General features: G+C 42.2%; 18 protein-coding genes. 10 read left to right on the forward strand and 8 right to left on the reverse strand.

The window, feature by feature from the left end:
• Nucleotides 1-12: 12 nt before the first annotated feature.
• The 6 genes from lepA to pdxJ are packed head-to-tail and all read left to right on the forward strand — an operon-like array spanning nt 13 to nt 5,806.
• The gene (gene lepA, locus JF50_RS07080) at nt 13-1,800 is read left to right on the forward strand and encodes a translation elongation factor 4 (RefSeq protein WP_039608712.1); all 1,788 of its coding nucleotides are present in this window, start codon (nt 13-15) and stop codon (nt 1,798-1,800) included.
• A 15-nt stretch (nt 1,801-1,815) separates the two neighbouring features.
• Nucleotides 1,816-2,751 (forward strand): signal peptidase I, encoded by a 936-nt coding sequence (lepB, locus tag JF50_RS07085; protein ID WP_039608713.1) that lies wholly within the window; start codon nt 1,816-1,818, stop codon nt 2,749-2,751.
• 2 nt (nt 2,752-2,753) lie between these two features.
• Entirely contained in the window at nt 2,754-3,431 is a 678-nt protein-coding gene (gene rnc, locus JF50_RS07090) for a ribonuclease III (RefSeq protein ID WP_039608714.1), read from the forward strand.
• Nucleotides 3,421-4,320 carry a GTPase Era gene (gene era, locus JF50_RS07095; RefSeq protein WP_039608715.1) on the forward strand — a complete coding sequence of 300 codons (900 nt, stop codon included), beginning with the start codon at nt 3,421-3,423 and terminating at the stop codon, nt 4,318-4,320. Before rnc ends, era begins: the two co-directional genes overlap by 11 nt.
• The gene (gene recO, locus JF50_RS07100) at nt 4,321-5,067 is read left to right on the forward strand and encodes a DNA repair protein RecO (protein WP_039608716.1); all 747 of its coding nucleotides are present in this window, start codon (nt 4,321-4,323) and stop codon (nt 5,065-5,067) included.
• A gap of 4 nt (nt 5,068-5,071) precedes the next feature.
• On the forward strand, nt 5,072-5,806 hold the full coding sequence (gene pdxJ, locus JF50_RS07105; RefSeq protein WP_039608717.1) for a pyridoxine 5'-phosphate synthase: 735 nt from the start codon (nt 5,072-5,074) through the stop codon (nt 5,804-5,806).
• 58 nt (nt 5,807-5,864) lie between these two features.
• Here pdxJ and bcp read toward each other — a convergent pair whose 3' ends face one another.
• Together bcp and JF50_RS07115 are read right to left on the reverse strand one after the other, a co-directional pair.
• Nucleotides 5,865-6,335, reverse strand: a complete 471-nt coding sequence (gene bcp, locus JF50_RS07110) for a thioredoxin-dependent thiol peroxidase (RefSeq protein ID WP_039608718.1) — start codon at nt 6,333-6,335, stop codon at nt 5,865-5,867.
• A gap of 9 nt (nt 6,336-6,344) precedes the next feature.
• A complete protein-coding gene (locus JF50_RS07115) occupies nt 6,345-6,878 on the reverse strand; it encodes a glycine cleavage system protein R (RefSeq protein ID WP_039608719.1) in 534 nt (177 codons plus the stop codon).
• 311 nt (nt 6,879-7,189) lie between these two features.
• Here JF50_RS07115 and bamC point away from each other — a divergent pair, with 311 nt between their 5' ends.
• Nucleotides 7,190-8,251 carry an outer membrane protein assembly factor BamC gene (gene bamC / locus JF50_RS07120; RefSeq protein ID WP_039608720.1) on the forward strand — a complete coding sequence of 354 codons (1,062 nt, stop codon included), beginning with the start codon at nt 7,190-7,192 and terminating at the stop codon, nt 8,249-8,251.
• A 66-nt stretch (nt 8,252-8,317) separates the two neighbouring features.
• Nucleotides 8,318-9,688 (forward strand): YjiH family protein, encoded by a 1,371-nt coding sequence (locus tag JF50_RS07125; RefSeq protein ID WP_039608876.1) that lies wholly within the window; start codon nt 8,318-8,320, stop codon nt 9,686-9,688.
• 38 nt (nt 9,689-9,726) lie between these two features.
• Here JF50_RS07125 and JF50_RS07130 read toward each other — a convergent pair whose 3' ends face one another.
• Nucleotides 9,727-9,912: a DUF2897 family protein gene (locus JF50_RS07130; RefSeq protein WP_039608877.1), complete on the reverse strand. Its 186-nt coding sequence runs from the start codon at nt 9,910-9,912 to the stop codon at nt 9,727-9,729.
• 265 nt (nt 9,913-10,177) lie between these two features.
• Between JF50_RS07130 and JF50_RS07135 the strand changes: the two genes are divergently transcribed.
• Nucleotides 10,178-11,512 (forward strand): ankyrin repeat domain-containing protein, encoded by a 1,335-nt coding sequence (locus JF50_RS07135; protein WP_039608721.1) that lies wholly within the window; start codon nt 10,178-10,180, stop codon nt 11,510-11,512.
• A 75-nt stretch (nt 11,513-11,587) separates the two neighbouring features.
• Here the strand turns inward: JF50_RS07135 and JF50_RS07140 are convergent, their stop codons facing one another.
• On the reverse strand, nt 11,588-11,947 hold the full coding sequence (locus JF50_RS07140) for an outer membrane protein assembly factor BamE (protein WP_039608722.1): 360 nt from the start codon (nt 11,945-11,947) through the stop codon (nt 11,588-11,590).
• Nucleotides 11,948-12,067: 120 nt separating this feature from the next.
• Here JF50_RS07140 and JF50_RS26680 point away from each other — a divergent pair, with 120 nt between their 5' ends.
• Nucleotides 12,068-12,433, forward strand: coding sequence for a GIY-YIG nuclease family protein (locus tag JF50_RS26680; RefSeq protein ID WP_080760138.1), 366 nt, complete (start codon nt 12,068-12,070; stop codon nt 12,431-12,433).
• Here JF50_RS26680 and JF50_RS07145 read toward each other — a convergent pair.
• The 4 genes from JF50_RS07145 to ilvC all read right to left on the reverse strand — a co-directional run bounded on the left by JF50_RS07145 (nt 12,316) and on the right by ilvC (nt 18,038).
• A complete protein-coding gene (locus JF50_RS07145; RefSeq protein WP_160290453.1) occupies nt 12,316-13,137 on the reverse strand; it encodes a M28 family peptidase in 822 nt (273 codons plus the stop codon). The two genes, JF50_RS26680 and JF50_RS07145, sit on opposite strands and share 118 nt — an antisense overlap.
• A gap of 52 nt (nt 13,138-13,189) precedes the next feature.
• Nucleotides 13,190-14,380: a tetratricopeptide repeat protein gene (locus JF50_RS07150; protein WP_039608723.1), complete on the reverse strand. Its 1,191-nt coding sequence runs from the start codon at nt 14,378-14,380 to the stop codon at nt 13,190-13,192.
• Nucleotides 14,381-14,478: 98 nt separating this feature from the next.
• Nucleotides 14,479-16,383 carry a methyl-accepting chemotaxis protein gene (locus tag JF50_RS07155; protein ID WP_039608724.1) on the reverse strand — a complete coding sequence of 635 codons (1,905 nt, stop codon included), beginning with the start codon at nt 16,381-16,383 and terminating at the stop codon, nt 14,479-14,481.
• A gap of 182 nt (nt 16,384-16,565) precedes the next feature.
• Nucleotides 16,566-18,038 (reverse strand): ketol-acid reductoisomerase, encoded by a 1,473-nt coding sequence (gene ilvC / locus JF50_RS07160; RefSeq protein WP_039608725.1) that lies wholly within the window; start codon nt 18,036-18,038, stop codon nt 16,566-16,568.
• Between the last annotated feature and the right edge of the window lie 91 nt (nt 18,039-18,129).

Genomic DNA, 18,129 nt, shown 5'->3' on the forward strand with positions numbered 1-18,129 from the left:
AGAATCCAGTATATGAAGCATATCCGTAACTTTTCAATTATAGCCCATATAGATCATGGAAAATCGACACTTTCGGACCGCTTAATCCAGGTATGCGGTGGCTTGTCAGACCGCGAAATGCAGCAGCAAGTACTGGATTCAATGGAACTCGAGCGTGAGCGCGGTATTACAATTAAAGCGCAAAGTGTTACCTTGAACTATACAGCCCAAGATGGCGAAACTTATCAGTTAAACTTTATCGACACACCAGGACACGTTGACTTCACTTATGAAGTATCCCGTTCTTTAGCTGCCTGTGAGGGCGCACTTTTGGTTGTTGATGCAGGTCAAGGTGTAGAAGCACAAACGCTTGCTAACTGTTACACAGCAATTGAAATGGACTTAGAAGTCGTTCCAATTTTAAATAAAATTGATTTACCTCAGGCTGATCCATTGCGTGTTGCAGAAGAGATCGAAGAAATTGTCGGTATTGATGCATTAGAAGCTGTGCAGTGTAGTGCGAAGACCGGTATTGGTATTGATGCTGTGCTAGAAGAGATTGTAAAAGAAATCCCACCACCTGAAGGAGATGTGAATAAGCCATTACAAGCGTTGATCATTGACTCATGGTTCGACCCTTACCAAGGGGTTGTATCACTTGTGCGTATTAAGCATGGCCAACTACGTAAAGGTGAAAAAATCAAGATTATGTCTACGGATCAAGTTCATATCGTAGATAAAATTGGTATTTTCACACCAAAGCAAACCGAGACAGGTGTGCTAACGAGTGGTGAAGTGGGCTTTATCATCGCGGGCATTAAGGACATCCATGGTGCACCAGTTGGTGATACGATAACCCTTGCAAAAACGCCAGCAGAAGAAACTTTGCCGGGCTTCCAGAAAGTGAAGCCGCAAGTGTATGCCGGTATGTTCCCAATCTCTTCAGATGATTACGAAAACTTCCGTGATGCACTGAACAAGCTAAGCTTGAACGATGCATCTTTGTTCTTCGAGCCTGAAAACTCTACTGCACTCGGTTTTGGTTTCCGCTGTGGCTTCTTAGGCATGCTACACATGGAAATCATCCAAGAGCGTCTAGAGCGTGAATATGACATGGATCTTATCACGACAGCGCCAACGGTAGTGTATGAAGTCGAAACTAAAGATGGCGTAATTCAAATCGATAATCCGTCAGATTTACCACCGGTCAATGACATCTTAGAAATTAGAGAGCCGATTGTAGAAGCGAACATCTTGGTACCACAAGAGTATTTAGGTAATGTGATTACGCTATGTATCGAGAAGCGTGGTGTACAAACTAAGATGAGCTATCACGGTAATCAGGTTGCGGTAACTTATGAATTGCCGATGGCTGAAGTGGTTATGGACTTCTTCGATAAATTGAAATCGACGAGCCGCGGTTTTGCATCGCTTGATTATAACTTTAAACGTTTCCAGGTATCTGACATGGTTCGCTGTGATATTCTCATTAATGGTGATAGAGTGGACGCACTTGCGATCATTGTTCACCGTGATAATGCACAGAGCCGAGGCCGTCAGCTGGCTGATGCTTTGAGAGAGTTAATTCCAAGGCAGATGTTTGATATTGCGATTCAGGCTGCGATTGGCAACCACGTAATTGCCCGTACAACGGTAAAACAGTTACGTAAAAACGTAATTGCGAAATGTTATGGTGGTGACGTGAGTCGTAAGAAGAAGCTATTACAAAAGCAAAAAGAAGGTAAGAAACGCATGAAGCAATTAGGTAACGTTGAAGTGCCGCAAGATGCGTTCCTTGCAATATTAAAAGTAGGTAAGTAACAGGAATTATTATTTATGGCAGGTTATTTTTCGGTCTTTCTCGTGCTGTTGACTTTGGGATCGGGCCTGATCTGGTTGATAGATCACTTAGTGTATGCACCAAAACGTAAGGAACGTATTGCCCTTGCCCAAGGCGCTTCAGAACAGCCTTTGGATCAAGAAGTTATTGACCAGATTGCACCTGTGCCTGCCATAACTGATAGTGCAAAGTCTATCTTTCCAATGATTGCGGCGATCACAGTGTTTCGCTCATTTATCTTTGAACCCTTTCAAATTCCGTCAGGTTCAATGATGCCAACATTGTTGGATGGAGACTTTATTTTGGTGCAAAAATATGCGTACGGCATTAAAGACCCGGTTTGGCGTTCTCAGCTAGTTGATGTTGGTGAGCCAGAGCGTGGTGATATTGCTGTATTCAAATTCCCGTTGGACGAGCGTATTGACTTTATCAAGCGTATTGTCGGTTTGCCTGGCGATCGAATTGTTTATCGTAATCGTCAGCTTTTCATTCATCCAAAATGTGAAGAGGGCGAGCAAAGCCGAAATGGACTAGCGTGTGGAGAGTTCAACAAGATTGACGTTGAGATTGTTAATCGTGATGAATTTAAGCAAGGCTCTATGCCACTAGTACGTTTGACAGAATCTCTACCTAATGTTGAACATGATATTTTAATTAACCCGAAAGCACTGGAACTGTCAGAGCGTTATTACCAGCAACCTGGTACTCGCCGAGATGAGTGGGTCGTTCCAGAAGACAGCTATTTTGCTGTCGGCGATAACCGTAACAATAGTCAGGACAGCCGCGTATGGGGCTTTGTTCCTAAAGAAAACTTAGTTGGAAAAGCTGTATTCATCTGGATGAGTTTTGATTTTGATAACGGTCCAGATAGCTTATTGCCAGGCTGGGTTCCAACAGGTGTTCGTTTTGAGCGCCTAGGTAATATTCAGTAACAATGAAAAAGAACGTCACAGAATTATATAAAAAGATAGGCTACGATTTTGCAGAGCAAGCATTGCTTGAACAGGCAATGACACATCGTAGCCATAAAGGTCAACATAATGAACGCCTAGAATTTCTAGGCGATTCTATTTTAAGCTTTGTTATTGCAGATGCTTTGTATCACAAATTTCCAAAGGCGCGTGAAGGCGATTTGAGTCGTATGCGTTCGACCTTGGTGCGTGGACAGACACTTGCAGAGTTTGGTGTTGAGTTTGGCTTAGGGGATTACCTAAGGCTTGGTCCGGGCGAGCTCAAAAGCGGTGGCTATCGCAGGGAGTCTACTTTGGCTGATGCGGTAGAAGCGATTATTGGCGCGGTGTTTTTAGATTCAGACATCGAGACCTGTAAGACGCTTGTACTTAAGTGGTATCAGAGCCGCTTAGAAGCTATCTCTCCAGGACATAACCAGAAAGACCCAAAAACGCTACTGCAAGAGTATTTGCAAGCCAGAAAGTTACCGCTACCTGCGTATCAGGTAATTGATACTAAAGGGCAAGCACACAATCAGACATTCACGGTTGAGTGTACTGTAAAGGGTATGGATAGTATTATTTCTGTGGGTAGTTCGCGTCGTAAAGCAGAACAAAAGGCCGCAGAGCAAGCATTGAAGATTTTAAAAGATGAATCCTAACACCCATTGCGGCATGATTGCGATTGTTGGCCGCCCAAATGTAGGTAAATCCACTTTGCTCAACAAAATTGTTGAGCAAAAGGTCAGTATCACGTCTCGCAAACCTCAGACCACGCGCCATAGAATTATGGGGATCCACACCGAAGACAACTATCAAGCTGTTTATGTGGATACACCAGGTCTTCATATTGAAGAAAAGCGTGCCATTAACCGTTTAATGAACCGTGCTGCAAGCAGTTCAATTGGTGATGTTGAACTCATTATTTTTGTCGTTGAAGGGACGCTTTGGAACCAAGATGATGAAATGGTTCTAAACAAGGTAAAAGACAGCGGTCGCCCTGTTTTGGTCGTGATGAATAAAAGCGATCAAGTTAAAGAAAAAGAAGAGATTTTGCATCATATGCAATGGCTCAGCGAGCAGCATGATTTTGTTGGTATTGTGCCAGTTTCTGCGAAAATCGGTAAAAACATCGACATGGTGAAAGAAGAGGTTAAAAGCCGACTTCCTGAATGCGAGTTTTATTTTCCAGAGGATTATGTCACAGATCGCTCTATGCGTTTTCTTGCGGCGGAAATTGTCCGTGAAAAGCTAATGCGCTTTATGGGTGATGAGCTTCCTTATTCTGTCACGGTTGAAATTGAACAGTTTAAGTGGCAGGACAATGGTGTTTGGCAAATTAATGCGTTGATTTTAGTTGAACGTGAATCACAAAAACGCATGGTGATCGGTAACAAAGGCGAAAAGCTTAAAGTGATCGGCCGTGAAGCGCGTCGTGATCTTGAGGACATGTTAGACAATAAGGTGTTCTTAGAATTATGGGTCAAAGTGAAATCTGGCTGGGCTGATGATGAGCGTGCGCTACGAAGCCTAGGCTACGGAGAAGACTGATTGGATAGCGACTTTCGACAAGCATATTTGCTCCACCGGCGACCGTACAGAGATTCGCAAGTGATGTTAAATATGCTCGTTGAAGGCATTGGTCAGCTTTCTATGTTGGCCAGGATTAAAGGCAAACGCGCATTGCGTCAAAATGCATCCTTACAGCCTTTTACTTGCTTGCTGATCCGATACGCGGGCAAGTATGATCTGAAGTTTTTAAATGACTTCGAAATCCAATCTCCACCCCTGATGTTTAAAGGCACAGATTTGTACTGTGCTTTTTATCTTAATGAACTATCCCATCGTATTATTCCTGTCAATGAGCCGCTCGATCATGTATTTTGCTTGTATCAGGAACACCTCAGACAGCTCTATAGTAACGCCCACAATATGGCAATAGTCGCGCATGGACAACCGTCAAAAAGTCATGCTAATAGTGAACACATTGAGGCCATATTGCGTAACTATGAGTTTAAGCTTTTATATGAGCTTGGGGTCGGCATCGAATTTGATTACGATGCGTTTGGTGCCCCTATTGAGGCAGCGAATTATTATCAGTTTGTCAGAGAGGTGGGATTTTGTCTCAGTGACGATATTCAGCGTAGTTTTTCAGGTGAAACCTTGCTTGCTATCGCACATGGAGAGTACAGCTCGCTGTTGTCTAGAAGGCAAGCTAAAGCATTAAGCCGTTATTTATTAAAACCTTTGCTAGGTAGTAAACCACTTAAAAGCAGAGAACTTTTTCAACCAAGGTAGAGTAATGAAAGATATTTTATTAGGTGTAAATGTCGACCATATTGCGACGTTAAGACAAGCTCGTGGTACCAGTTACCCTGATCCAGCCCACGCAGCGGCTGTGGCTGAGCACGCAGGTGCAGATGGCATCACTATCCACTTACGAGAAGATCGTCGACACATTCAAGATAGAGATGTGTATGTCATGGCAAAAACCATTCAAACACGAATGAACCTTGAAATTGCGGTGACAGATGAAATGCTGGATATCGCCTGTGAAGTTAAACCTGAATATGTCTGCCTTGTGCCTGAAAAGCGTGAAGAGTTGACAACGGAAGGTGGCTTGGACGTGATTGGTAATCAGCAAAAAGTGGCCGAAGCGGTTGAAAAGTTGAGTGCAGCTGGCATTAAAGTGTCTTTGTTTATCGATGCGGATAAAGCACAAATCGATGCGGCGAAAGCGACACAAGCACCTTATATTGAAATTCATACAGGTGCTTACGCTGATGCTGAATCAGACAGTGAGCAGAGTGCGGAACTTGAGCGCATTCGTGAAGGCGTGCAATATGCCGATTCCATTGGCATTATCGTCAATGCTGGTCATGGTCTTCATTACCATAACGTAAAACCCATTGCGCAAATGCCAGAAATTTATGAGCTAAACATTGGTCACGCGATTATTGCCCGTGCAGCGATTGATGGCTTAGAAAAGGCTGTAAGAGATATGAAACGTATTATGCTTGAGGCAAGACAAGCTTAACTAGTCACAGCGAAGTAATAGCGATAAAAAAACCCAGCTCTAAGCTGGGTTTTTTTAATTATTGAGCTGACAGATGGTCAATAACCACTTGGTGGTGCTCTTTTGTTTTGAACTTATTAAATACGTGTTTGATCACACCGTCTTGTCCAATTAAGAAACTAATACGGTGAATACCATCATATTCTTTACCCATAAACTTTTTCAGGCCCCAAACACCGAATGCATCCGCGATGGCGTGGTCTTCATCTGAAAGAAGGTCAAAATTGAGCTCTTTTTTGGTTTCAAAGTTCTTAAGCTTTTTAACAGGATCCGGGCTAATGCCAACAGCAACCGTATTGAGTTGAGCAAGTTGCTCTTTGTGGTCGCGAAGTTGCTCTGCTTGCACTGTACAACCGGGAGTGAGTGCTTTAGGGTAGAAATAAACTAAAACTTGGTTTGCTTCGAGCAATGTGCTCAACGCCACCGTTTCACCGTTTTGGTTTTCTAATGTAAAACTAGGTGCGTTATCACCTGCTTGTAATGTATTCATTAATGATCCTTAGCGAATGCGTCTGAAAACATAATGTACGTTTGAAATACTAGATAGTTCTTCAAACTTTATTTTAAATTGTTCGAAATCTAATTCAGCGGGGGTATTGAACTCTAGCTCGCAGCGCATGCGTAGCTCGTCGTCTTCCTCAAAAGTATCAGATTTAAGAGAGCAGATACTGATATTTTGCTCAGCAAAAAAACGTGTAACGCGGCTTAACGTGCCTTGTGTATCAATGCCTGTATATTCTAGTGTGTATCCTGCACTAAAATCGTTCTCTGTATGACTTGATGTTCGCTTCATCATCGTGAGCAAGCCCAACTCCATACTTTTTACAGGTAAGGTGTGCTCAACTCGACTTATTGCGGCGATATCACCAGAGAGCAACATCGTAAAAGTAAATTCGTTACCGAGAATCGCAATTCTGCTATCAATGATATTACAATTACACTCACTGACAAGTTCAGTGAGCTCACTGACAATGCCAGATCTATCTTCCCCTATTGCAGTTAAAACAAGTTGATGTGAAGTAAAAGTAGTCATATCGACGTCCTAGTTAGCTGTCGCCAAGTGAGTCATAGAGGTTACGTATAATTTGTACAGCGGCGAATACTATCATAGATTAAATGCCAGTCCTACTCGTTCGCTGTGATTGTAACGCCTCACAGATTAGACAATTCAAACGTGTGTTTCTTGTGTTTGCCCAGTTTGCCAAGTAACATAGTGCAAATTTTTTTAAATTTACCCATCAGACTAAAAAGAAAATTAGTGTGATTGGCAGTGAACCATTTCAGCATTCCTTAATCTTAAGTGAAAGAATAATTACATAGTGGGTTTGCTAAGGAGTTTTATTAGTGCAGTATTGGGTCCCTAAAGCGCTAACGTTAGGCGTTGTACTCGGTTTATCAGGTTGTAGTGTATTTACAAATGACACGCATCAAAAGAAAAACTATCGTGTCCATGAGGCTGTGCAAGTTCCCGCAGATCTCGAGCAACCGTATCAAGATAAAGAATTCCAAATGAATGTTGCTGTCTACGAAAATGATGCTGAGCCTCAGAGCTTCCGCCCGCCACAGCAAGTTCTAACGCTGGCGAAAGGCAGCTGGGCTGAAGATAAAGAAGATGTTGCGCGCATCTACTTCGATAAAAATGATGGTATAGAAGCACTTGATGATTTTATTTGGGCAGCGGTTGAAGGTGTCATCAGCAACCATCAATCTTCGATTGAGAATGACGATCGACGCAATGGCAAGCTCACCACTGGTTGGTATTCCATTATCGAAGCAGAAGATGGTTGGTTCTGGGAGACGGTGACCGAAGTATCTAAGCAGAGATTCGAGTTTACTCTTTCTCAAGAAGATCACCAACGTACAGCTTCTTTAGAAGTTAAATTGGTTGATTACCAAAGTGATAAAGTAGCATTAGACGGCATGCTAAGGCAGCAACTTGAAGTACGCGCATTGAATGAAGTTGTGGCTGAGTTCGATTATAAATATCGCTTGTTAGAGGTTGAGTTACGTAAGCAACAAGGCGTGTTGTCACTTGATCTTGGCTACGATAATGCAGGTAATGCTGCGCTGATTACGCTTGCAGATAGAAACACGGTTATGGAGCGTTTGTCTAACTTCTTAGAACGCGTCAATTTCACGATTATACGTATCGACGGCGACAGTAATGAAGTACTGGTTAGATATAAAAAACCTGAAAGTAGCGTTTGGGATTCAATATGGGGTGAAGAGGCGCCGACTCTGAATTTGGCCGATGGTGATTACACTATTTCAGTCGGAGTAACGGATGATGAACAGACTTCGCTTACTTGGTCTGATGCTGAGGGTAATGTACTTGATGCAAAAGCCATGGAAACGCTTCAACAGGGGTTGGTAACGGCCCTGCGTAATCGCGGACTAAGTATATAATTACAAACCGCTAAGTAGTTCAGGAAAGAGCGAAAGCTCTTTTCTTTTTTTTGGGATTTAGAAATGATGTCAGATACAACGCAAACATCGCCTGTGAATTGGCGAACTTGGTTCGCATTCATTGTACCGTCGCTAATAGGGGTGTTCCTTTTTATGACACCTGTTGCAATAGGTGATGCGATGACGATTCCGATTGCTGTGCTAGCAAAAGAGCTACAGAACTTGACCAGCCCTTTCATACACGCACTCATCGTCTCAATTGTCTGCATCACTGGTGTGTTGAGTATCGTCATTAAGGTGTTTAAACCTGCCGCGCTATTGAAGAGCGATTTAGTGAGACATCTTTTTGATGTGAGCTGGATCTGGGTTGTAACACGCCTTTTTGGTATGTTATTTATCCTGATGACATTTTTCAAAGTTGGGCCTGAGTTAATCCATTCAAGTGGTACTGGGGCGTTGGTGTTAAATGACCTGCTGCCTGTGCTGTTTTCTGTGTTTGTTTTTGCCGGTTTACTGCTGCCACTGTTATTAAACTTTGGTTTGTTAGAGCTGGTTGGCACATTACTTACCAAGGTCATGAGACCGTTATTTGGTGTACCTGGTCGAAGTGCTGTTAACTGTGTGGCTTCATGGCTCGGAGATGGTAGCGTTGGAATTTTAATGACCTCACGTCAATATGAAGACAAGCATTATACACAACGTGAAGCGGCTATTATTGGTACGACGTTCTCTGCTGTTTCTATCACTTTCTGTTTAGTGGTAATAGGACAAGTGAAGTTAGAGCACCTATTTGCACCTTTTTACCTGACGGTATGTGCCGCTGGTGTAGTAGCCGCAATCATTGTGCCTAGACTTCCTCCTTTGAGCTTCAAAAAAGATGTCTATGTTGATGGCACGACGCACAATCAAGATTCTGAAGCGGTCCCAGAAGGTAAGACCTTGTTTGGACATGCGTTAGATGTCGCTTTGCAAAAAGCACACAATGCACCAGGTGTAAAAGGCACGGTGAAAGAAGGCGTGTCTAACGCGCTAGATATGTTATTTGCTGTATTGCCTGTCGTGATGGCTGTGGGTACATTTGCATTGATCATTGCCGAAGAAACGCCAATCTTTCAGTTTTTAGGTCAGCCTTTCATTCCATATCTAGAGTTACTTCAGGTACCTGAAGCGGCAAAAGCGGCGGAGACCATCGTGGTCGGCTTTGCTGATATGTTTATACCATCTATTTTAGCGGCGAGTAATATTGAAAGTGATGTGACGCGCTTTATTATTGCGGCATTAAGTGTGACACAGCTCATTTATATGTCAGAAGTGGGTGCGTTATTATTGGGGAGTAAAATCCCAGTGAATATCTTTGAGCTATTTGCAGTATTTATCTTAAGAACGTTGGTCACTTTGCCTGTGATTGCCTTGATGGCGCATTGGTTAGTCGGCTAGTGGTTGTCTGGCAGTGAGTACAGTAACGTACTCACTGCTTATTTACGCTCTTCTTGTTCTGTTTCTTTATCGTAGTCTTCTGTTTTTTCAGGTTTTAGTTGCTTATCTAGCTTCTCTTTCACATTAAACTTATTTGCATATTTTAGGAGCATAATATTGCCAATCACATAACCGAAAACGGCCACGATGATCAATATTACTTTCCACGTTTCTAACTTTTCCAAAATGCCACTCACTTTTGTGTTCAGCCTAGATAAATCTAATTTCTATAGGCTAATACTAATTGGTATTATTCAGTGTAATACAGTCTACTAAAATCATTGTCATTGTACGAGCTTATAACTTAGTCCTGTTATCGTTTGGTATATATGTAAATTGTGTGAGATATTCGCAGCTTTTTATGTTTACACTTGGTATCATCTTGCGGGTGAGTACTTGGTACTCAGCAAAAGTAACTTTGATAATTTTATTTAAATGGTTTGTGCATCCATGGAGCAAGTTTTAATTTGGCCTTCTCAGTTTCCCCTATTGCTAAAAGGCCTTGTGGAAGATAATGGTGCATTCATCCTTGATGCACTTGAAGCATGGCCTGAGTGCGACGTGCTCAAAGATGAGCAGGGCGTTATTTCTCAGGTTTTACCACCGATATTTTATGTTGCATGGTTAAAGCCCCTAGATCCTTTTGAGTCGTGTTTTTTTCAACATATAGATGAATACGATGCTGAACAGCATAACTATGTGGCGGAATTACTTAAGCACATTGAACAAGCAGGGATCGACCGTGATGATTTAACCATGAAGCTACTGAGCTGTTTGTCACAGTATTCAAGCATTGCTTCTCAGGCAAAAATTCAAAGCAAAATATCATTTGTCGACTTATTACTTAAAAATAAGCAATTTAAGTCTTTGTGTTGGTTATTGCCCAATGGATTCAAGCTCACACCGTCACAAACCTGTGAGCTTTGGTTACTAGGGGGAGAACAAAGCCAAGCATGTCTCACCGAGCATCATAAAGATGTGCTAGAAAATATGACATTGACGCAAGCCGAAGCGGTTAAATATCTTAACGAAGGTCATGACTGTGAAGGGTTACTGACACTTTTGTGCAATGAGGAAGAGCGTTTACAGATCTTGGATAATGCCTTGTTAGAGCAGGTGATGTCAGGGGCCGCTAAACAGTCAAATATGCTCTCTTTAATAGAAAAAGGAGCAAGAGGCCATGGTGCTGATAGCGCGGGCAAATCAGCAATGATGTGGATTGTTGAAAAGGGCTTTGTCAGTGCTGCAAAAGCGCTCAGAGAGTTTCACTGTGGGGTCTCTTTAGACGATCTAGGTCGAAACTTGATGCATTATGCTGTGTTATCTAATTCTCGTCCTATGCTGGAGCTCGTAGAAGATATGGGCGTCGATCCAAGGCTTGCAGACGCATCTGGTTGCACTCCGTACCGATTGGCGACAGAAAACCAGTCAGTTAACGCCAAAAAATATTTGGAAAAGCGCGGAATTATCGAGTTAAGTGACCAGGCGAAATATCAACGCATACTGCGAGTTTACGCACTTAAGGCATTGACAATATTACTCTTACCATTACAGATTGTGCTGTTTTTAGATGCCACACGAGACAATAAGTTATCTATGATATTACTTATTTCGAGCGCAACCTTATTTATTTTTGCACTTGCTAGGTTATTAAAAAATAGACGACTTTTTCCTGCTACTAAGTTACCACTGAGCCTAAGGTGCTTAGGGGCATTGAGCTGGGTGAGTTTATCGATTCAAGCTATCTTCACACTGGTTATGTGCTTAGCAGTAGTGAGTATTTAAAAGCTTAGAGAATGGATGAAATGAGCATAAAAAAGGCAGGTATAAAACCTGCCACGCTATAAGTCAGCAGATAAACTAGTTGTTTAGTGGTGTATTAAACTCAGCGGGGGTGTCAAAATCCCCTGTCAAACTAACTAATTTATCGTTTTCAAAGTGTACCACTAAGCTTTTGCGTATTTCTGAGTCTCTATCAATGTTAAATACGTAACTATAGTGCCATTTTGAAGAATTAAAGGCATCTTTTGCAACTGGCGTACCTAGTACAAACATGACCTGTTCTTTAGTCATATCGATTCTGAGCTTATCGACGTCGGATTGCTCTAAAAAGTTACCTTGAGGTACATTTATCCTATAAACCCAGCTTGAACAACCGGACAAAAATATAGTCATGATGGCGGCTACTAGCCAAGTCAAAAGGGGTTTATTGTACTGCATGTATGTGTATCCTTATTTTAGGTTAGTACGAATGATACAGATTGCATTAAGAAGGTAAAGTAGATTGTGCATTTCGACTGTGCAATTTGGAAAAAGTTTCTAAGATAGAGAAATTTAAATGTGAGCAAAAGTAATCAAACGAAGTCAGACTGGTATTTATATATTGTCGAAAATAGGCTAGGGCAATGGTATACGGGGATTACTATTGATTTAGAGCGTCGGTTACGACAACACAATGATGGCACGGGCGCGAAGAGTTTACGTGGTAAAGGGCCTGTTGTATTGGTTGTGGCTGTATCACACTTGTCTAAAGTCAAGGCTGCTAAACTGGAGTGGCAAGTGAAGCAGCTGAGTAAACATAAAAAGCGTCAGTTAGTCGCTGAGGTATTATCTAGCACTTGTGAGCGCACAAATTTGGTGATTGCGTTTGACACTTGTGTCAGCTTGTCAAAATTGATTTCATCGAATGAATCTTTGACGGAGTGATGGTGTTTGTCCATGCCTGTGCCAAAATAGATAAATGGGATATCAGCTCTGTGAAATGGGTAATGATCACTGGCTCTGAGCCAGTCGATTTGAGGTGCATTTAATCGTCGAGCCATGATTTTAGCCGAAAAGAAAAGCCGAAACTTTATTGGTGTGGCGTTAAATGTGGCAGTGATGTCACTTTTTATCGGCTGTAAAGATCTCGATGCCAGCCCATATAATGTATTCTTTTTCTGTAAATCGAGCATATCTAGATTGACGTTCATATAGATAGCGCGATCTCCCCACTGCTTTACGAAAGCCTTGGCACCGTGAAGTCCTTTTTCCTCTGCATCAGTTGCGACATAGATGATGTCACGTGCGACATCTAGATTATGTAATTGTTTTGCTATGTCTATCATGACCACCACGCCAGATGCATTGTCATTTGCTCCTGGATAGTATCGGCTACCTCGCTGACCAAGATGATCATAGTGTGCGGTGATCACAAGTGGTGGTTTACATTGGGTGCGTTTGCAGTGTTGCGTTGCAACGACATTATGGCCAGTAGCAGAGTCAAAAAAACCATATTCAAATTCAAATTTTTGGAATTGAACATCTAACTCATATTTTTCGAATTGACGAGTAATATAATAGGCACTGCGATGTGGCTTCGCCCCGCCTGAAGGTCTGCCTTCAAATTCGGGGCTTGTTAAAATTCGCATATCCCGCTCCAGTGAATATGCGTTAATGCTAAAAAATGCGCAAGCGAAAAAGCTAGTTTTTAGCCACTGCATCTAACCATTCCAGTTTGCCCCTGTATTGAATTTGATTGTGTTCAAACTCGGCTAACTCTAGTGCCCGTTTCATGTGCGTTTTGGTGAGTTTGAGGTCCCCTTTGGCGTAATATGCCTTAGCCAAGGCAAAGTGACCTTCATGCAGGCGATTATTTAGTTTGAGTACATTTCTATAATGCCTAATTGCCTTGGTAATGTGCCCGTCTTCCATTGCTTGATTGCCTAACGTCAAAATATAATAAGGATTGCTTTTTCTAAATTTATGCAGCTGTCCTCTGATATTTTTTGCTTGCTCTTCTCTATTCGTTAAATCGTAAAGCACAGCCAAATTGCCTTTCGCGGTATTATTATTGGGGTTTAGAGCAATGGCTTGATTATAAAGGCGCTCAGCTGTCTCTAATTGGTCAGAGAGTCGATAAAGAATGGCTAAATTAGCCCATGCACTCGAGTAATTTTCATCAATTTTTATGGCCGCGTTAAAATAGCTGAAAGCTAAGTCATACTTGTTTTCAACCATATGAATTGCGCCTTTATTATTGTAGAACATAGCGGTGACCCTATCTTTGCTAATGGGGGTGGTCTTGAAAGCTTGCTGTCTACTATTGGGATCAAAGTCAATGGTTAATGTTCTTGGGGCCGTATGGAGTACCTTTTTTGTATAATACTTTGTTCGATCTTCATGGATTTTCAAATTGATGTGTCCGCTTAGGAAGTTGTATCCGCGGCTCGAGGCCCAGTATTCAGGTACGTGTACTTTCTGAAACTCAGCTTCTAGGTTTAAGAAGTCAGATAGGCTATAAGCCAAGATAGACAAAGATAAGCAATTGGCATTTAGATTTTGATATGTTTGTGAAGCTGTCAGGTTAGCGTCGCTCATATACGATAATGAGGCATCGCCATTTTCAAGTAAAAATTGCATTATCAACTGTGCATGTTTAATTTCAGGTTGTGCATCTTGTCGAAAGTGTTGTTTTAGCGAGGTAATGATTTGCTCGTCTAGGACAAAGATTTCTTCTTGGGACTCCACTTCTAGGACTTTGAAGGGGGCGTGTTCAAGTAGGGTAAGATTGTGTTGATCGACAGGTTGAGTAGATTGACACCCGCTCATTAGCCCAGTTGTAGTTATGACAGATACAGCCAATAAAACGCTCTGAAAACTCATTTTCATCATATTTACTCCCAACAGCCTTTCTTACTAGACTAGCGAAACTTGGGAGTAAATAAAGAAAAAATTGTTACAAAGCGTTGCGTAATATTGGTCTAACTACTCTAAAAGCTAGCAACTAACTTATCTAGCGCTTTGGCAGAGTCGGCCAATTGCTGGATAGCTTGTTCAGTACTGAGTTGGTCATTCATCACTTCATCACTAATGACGCTGATTTGTTCAATGCTTCGACCTACATCAACGACCACGTTGCTTTGTTGCTCCGTTGCCGTCGCGATAAGTGTAGTCATATCATTGATCTGATTTGCTGTTTCAGTAATTTTATCCATGAGTTCAACAGATGTCTGCATCTGTGACACACTCTGCTCAGCCTGCCCAGATGACAGGGCAATTTGCTCTACTATAGAATCAGACGCTGCGGTCAGCTCGGTGATAGTCGCTTGGATCTCATCGGTTGATTGAGATGTGCGACTGGCGAGTGCTCTGACTTCGTCAGCAACAACTGCAAATCCTCTACCATGCTCACCTGCACGAGCTGACTCAATTGCCGCATTTAAAGCAAGTAGATTCGTTTGCTCAGAGATGGCCCTGATAACGTCCAAAATGTTTGCAATTGACTTGGTCTTACTGGCAAGTGTTTCTACCTGAGTCGCCATATTTTGTATATCCGTTGCCAATTCCATTAAGGTTTCTTGGCTGGTTTGAACGCAGCCATGGCTTTCTTGAGAGCTTTCTTTACTTGCTAGCGTAAGCTTCGCCGTGTTGTTAGCGCTCCCCGCAATTTCTTGTACGGTTGCAGCCATTTCATTGATGGCTGCGGCAACGGATATCGTTTGATTTTTTTGCTCATCTAACGATTGTGAATTGCGCTGTGATTGTTCAAAGACTAATTCACTGGCCGCGCGAATGTCTCGGCTTTCAGTCGCAACTTTGCTTATCGCACTGTCAATTTTATCAATAAATTGATTGAACCCATCTCCGAGCGCTGCTAATTCCGGTTGCTCAGAGCGCGGTACCCGATAATTAAGGTTGGCATCACCACTGCCAAGTTGCTTGAATACGTCGGCCATCTTTAATAGAGGGGCACTTAATGTGCGGGCAAGTAACACACTGAAAATGCTCGCAACCAATGCGATGATCAGTGCAAAAGTCACGATTTGCCATTGTAACTCAGTGACCTGAGAAAAGACTTCCTGCTGAGGTACTTGGGCTATGACAAATAAGTCGGTGCCTGGAATAGGGTTGGCTGCAACCAAAACAGCCTGCTCTTGCGTTGTTAACTCTAGAATGTTCAACCGTGAATTATTGAGCAGCTCTGTTGCTGAACGTACGCCATAAAAGTCAGACAAATTTGATTTTGCGACAAGGCTGGCATCTGGATGAAGCTGAGTTTGTCCTTCCTGATTAACAACAAACACAAATCCGCTTTGCTCTATGCGCATATTGGCGAGTTTTTGTTGCATGTCGTCGATGCTTTTAGCTAATCCCGCAAGGCCGATGCCGTTTGTCTGTTGATGGTTGACAAACATTTTCACATCGCCAGGAGATTCTTGGAATATACTAATAGAATAGGCTTTTCTACTTTGTGTAAATGCAAAGAACCAGCCGTCTTGCTGCGTGTTGAGTACTCTTAAAAAACCATCTTGGTTCCAGTACTTGTTGTTTTGTCTGTTTGCCCAAGATGCTGTTGCTAAGCCATACTGTTGCTGTAATCTTTTGAGTTCACCCAGTAATAAGGTCTCATTGAGCTGACCATTCTGCGCAGCGTCGACAATAAACTGATTACTCGAGAGTTGCTCTGCCGCATTTTTCAATACCGCAATCTCTTGCTCAAGTGATTTGGTGATACTTTCAACTTTACTAGGAAGCTCTGATCCAAGCATTCTGGATTCAACCATAGACTTAGACTGATAAATTGAAATAAAGCCAATTAAGCTGGCAACTAATATTGCCGTGGCACTACCTAGGATGGTGATTTTTTGAGTGATTGTAAAGCTTGTGTTACTCATTTAACCTACAGAAACTGATTACCGCGTGGCGATAATTCTACCATGGTCAATAATTAACACATATAGATTTATTTGTTATGTCGTATGTATTTCCTAGTTATTTGTATTCTTTATCGCTTAAATGTATGAAAAAAAGCCCAAAGTTTTCACTGTTGGGCCTTGGTTCTAACAAGCGAACTGGTTTATACGATTCGTTTCATGGCTGACATGTAGCCGCGCAATTCTGTACCAACAATCTCTACAGGGTGGTTTCTAATTGCACTATTAACCGAGATAAGTTTCTGATTATCAACATAGTTATCTTGTTGATTTAGTCCAGCACCGATGACGTCACTGGTGATTTTTTCCATAAATGGCTTCAGAAGCGGCAGACATGCATGGTTATACAAATAACACCCATATTCAGCCGTATCCGAGATAGTTCTGTTCATCTCAAAGAGCTTTTTACGTGCAATCGTGTTAGCAATAAGTGGCGTTTCGTGTAATGACTCATAATAAGCCGACTCTTCAATGATGCCCGCTGCGGTCATCGTTTCAAAAGCCAATTCCACACCCGCTTTGACCATGGCAACCATCAAGATGCCTTTGTCGAAAAAGGTTTGTTCTGAGATATGTTGCTCTGTATTGGCCTGTTTTTCAAATGGGGTTTCTGCTGTCTCTGCTCGCCATGCCAATAATTTTGCATCACCTTCTGCCCAATCTGCCATCATGCCGCTAGAAAACTCACCGCTGATGATATCGTCCATATGCTTGTTATATAGCGGTGACATGATGTTTTTAAGTTCTTCACTCAATTCAAAAGCTTTGATTTTTGCTGGGTTAGATAGCCTATCCATCATGTTGGTAATACCGCCATGTTTCAGCGCTTCTGTGATCACTTCCCAGCCATATTGGATCAGCTTAGATGCATAATCGGGTGCGATACCTTGCTCGACCATTTTGTCAAAGCACAGTAGAGAGCCAGTTTGCAGCATACCGCATAAAATAGTTTGTTCACCCATCAAGTCAGACTTTACCTCAGCAATAAAGGAAGAATTCAGGACTCCGGCTTTGTGGCCGCCAGTACCTGCGGCATATGCTTTTGCTTGATCGAGACCTTTTCCTTCTGGATCATTCTCTGGGTGCACAGCAATCAGCGTCGGTACGCCAAAGCCTCGTTTATATTCTTCTCTTACCTCACTGCCAGGACATTTAGGCGCAACCATGATAACTGTAATGTCATCTCTGACTTGCATGCCTTCTTCAACGATATTGAAGCCATGAGAATAGGCCAATGTAGCGCCTTGCTTCATCATTGGCATGATGGCTTCTACAACCGCTGAATGTTGTTTGTCTGGTGTTAAATTCAGTACTAAATCAGCACTGGGAATTAACTCTTGATAAGTGCCTACGACAAAGCCGTTATCGCTGGCGTTTAAGTATGATTGTCTTTTTTCATCGATGGCAGATTGTCTCAGTGCATAAGCCACATCCAAACCAGAGTCTCTGAGGTTTAGACCTTGGTTTAAGCCTTGTGCGCCACACCCTACAATCACCAACTTTTTACCTTTGAGAACGTCGACACCATCATTAAACTCAGATGGGTCCATAAACTTACATTGAGCCAATTGCGCAAGTTGTTCGCGCAGCGGTAAGGAGTTGAAATAATTCGCCATGTTAGGTCCTGCTTTGTCGTTTTATAGTTACTTTTATGTGTTACACCTAAGATAGAGGCAAGTAGTACTTGCGTAAAATGATATATTTAAA

The sequence above is a fragment of the Pseudoalteromonas luteoviolacea genome, from assembly GCF_000814765.1.
Taxonomy (GTDB): Bacteria; Pseudomonadota; Gammaproteobacteria; order Enterobacterales; family Alteromonadaceae; genus Pseudoalteromonas; species Pseudoalteromonas luteoviolacea_H.

What these genes read in the sequence shown, in the direction of transcription:
- JF50_RS07150 (WP_039608723.1), bottom strand. Translation starts at nt 14,380, where the DNA reads ATGATGAAAATGAGTTTTCAGAGCGTTTTATTGGCTGTATCTGTCATA.
- JF50_RS07115 (WP_039608719.1), bottom strand. Translation starts at nt 6,878, where the DNA reads ATGACTACTTTTACTTCACATCAACTTGTTTTAACTGCAATAGGGGAA.
- JF50_RS07145 (WP_160290453.1), bottom strand. Translation starts at nt 13,137, where the DNA reads ATGCGAATTTTAACAAGCCCCGAATTTGAAGGCAGACCTTCAGGCGGG.
- era (WP_039608715.1), top strand. Translation starts at nt 3,421, where the DNA reads ATGAATCCTAACACCCATTGCGGCATGATTGCGATTGTTGGCCGCCCA.
- JF50_RS07125 (WP_039608876.1), top strand. Translation starts at nt 8,318, where the DNA reads ATGTCAGATACAACGCAAACATCGCCTGTGAATTGGCGAACTTGGTTC.
- JF50_RS07140 (WP_039608722.1), bottom strand. Translation starts at nt 11,947, where the DNA reads ATGCAGTACAATAAACCCCTTTTGACTTGGCTAGTAGCCGCCATCATG.
- rnc (WP_039608714.1), top strand. Translation starts at nt 2,754, where the DNA reads ATGAAAAAGAACGTCACAGAATTATATAAAAAGATAGGCTACGATTTT.
- lepB (WP_039608713.1), top strand. Translation starts at nt 1,816, where the DNA reads ATGGCAGGTTATTTTTCGGTCTTTCTCGTGCTGTTGACTTTGGGATCG.
- lepA (WP_039608712.1), top strand. Translation starts at nt 13, where the DNA reads ATGAAGCATATCCGTAACTTTTCAATTATAGCCCATATAGATCATGGA.
- JF50_RS07135 (WP_039608721.1), top strand. Translation starts at nt 10,178, where the DNA reads ATGGAGCAAGTTTTAATTTGGCCTTCTCAGTTTCCCCTATTGCTAAAA.
- JF50_RS07155 (WP_039608724.1), bottom strand. Translation starts at nt 16,383, where the DNA reads ATGAGTAACACAAGCTTTACAATCACTCAAAAAATCACCATCCTAGGT.
- pdxJ (WP_039608717.1), top strand. Translation starts at nt 5,072, where the DNA reads ATGAAAGATATTTTATTAGGTGTAAATGTCGACCATATTGCGACGTTA.
- bcp (WP_039608718.1), bottom strand. Translation starts at nt 6,335, where the DNA reads ATGAATACATTACAAGCAGGTGATAACGCACCTAGTTTTACATTAGAA.
- ilvC (WP_039608725.1), bottom strand. Translation starts at nt 18,038, where the DNA reads ATGGCGAATTATTTCAACTCCTTACCGCTGCGCGAACAACTTGCGCAA.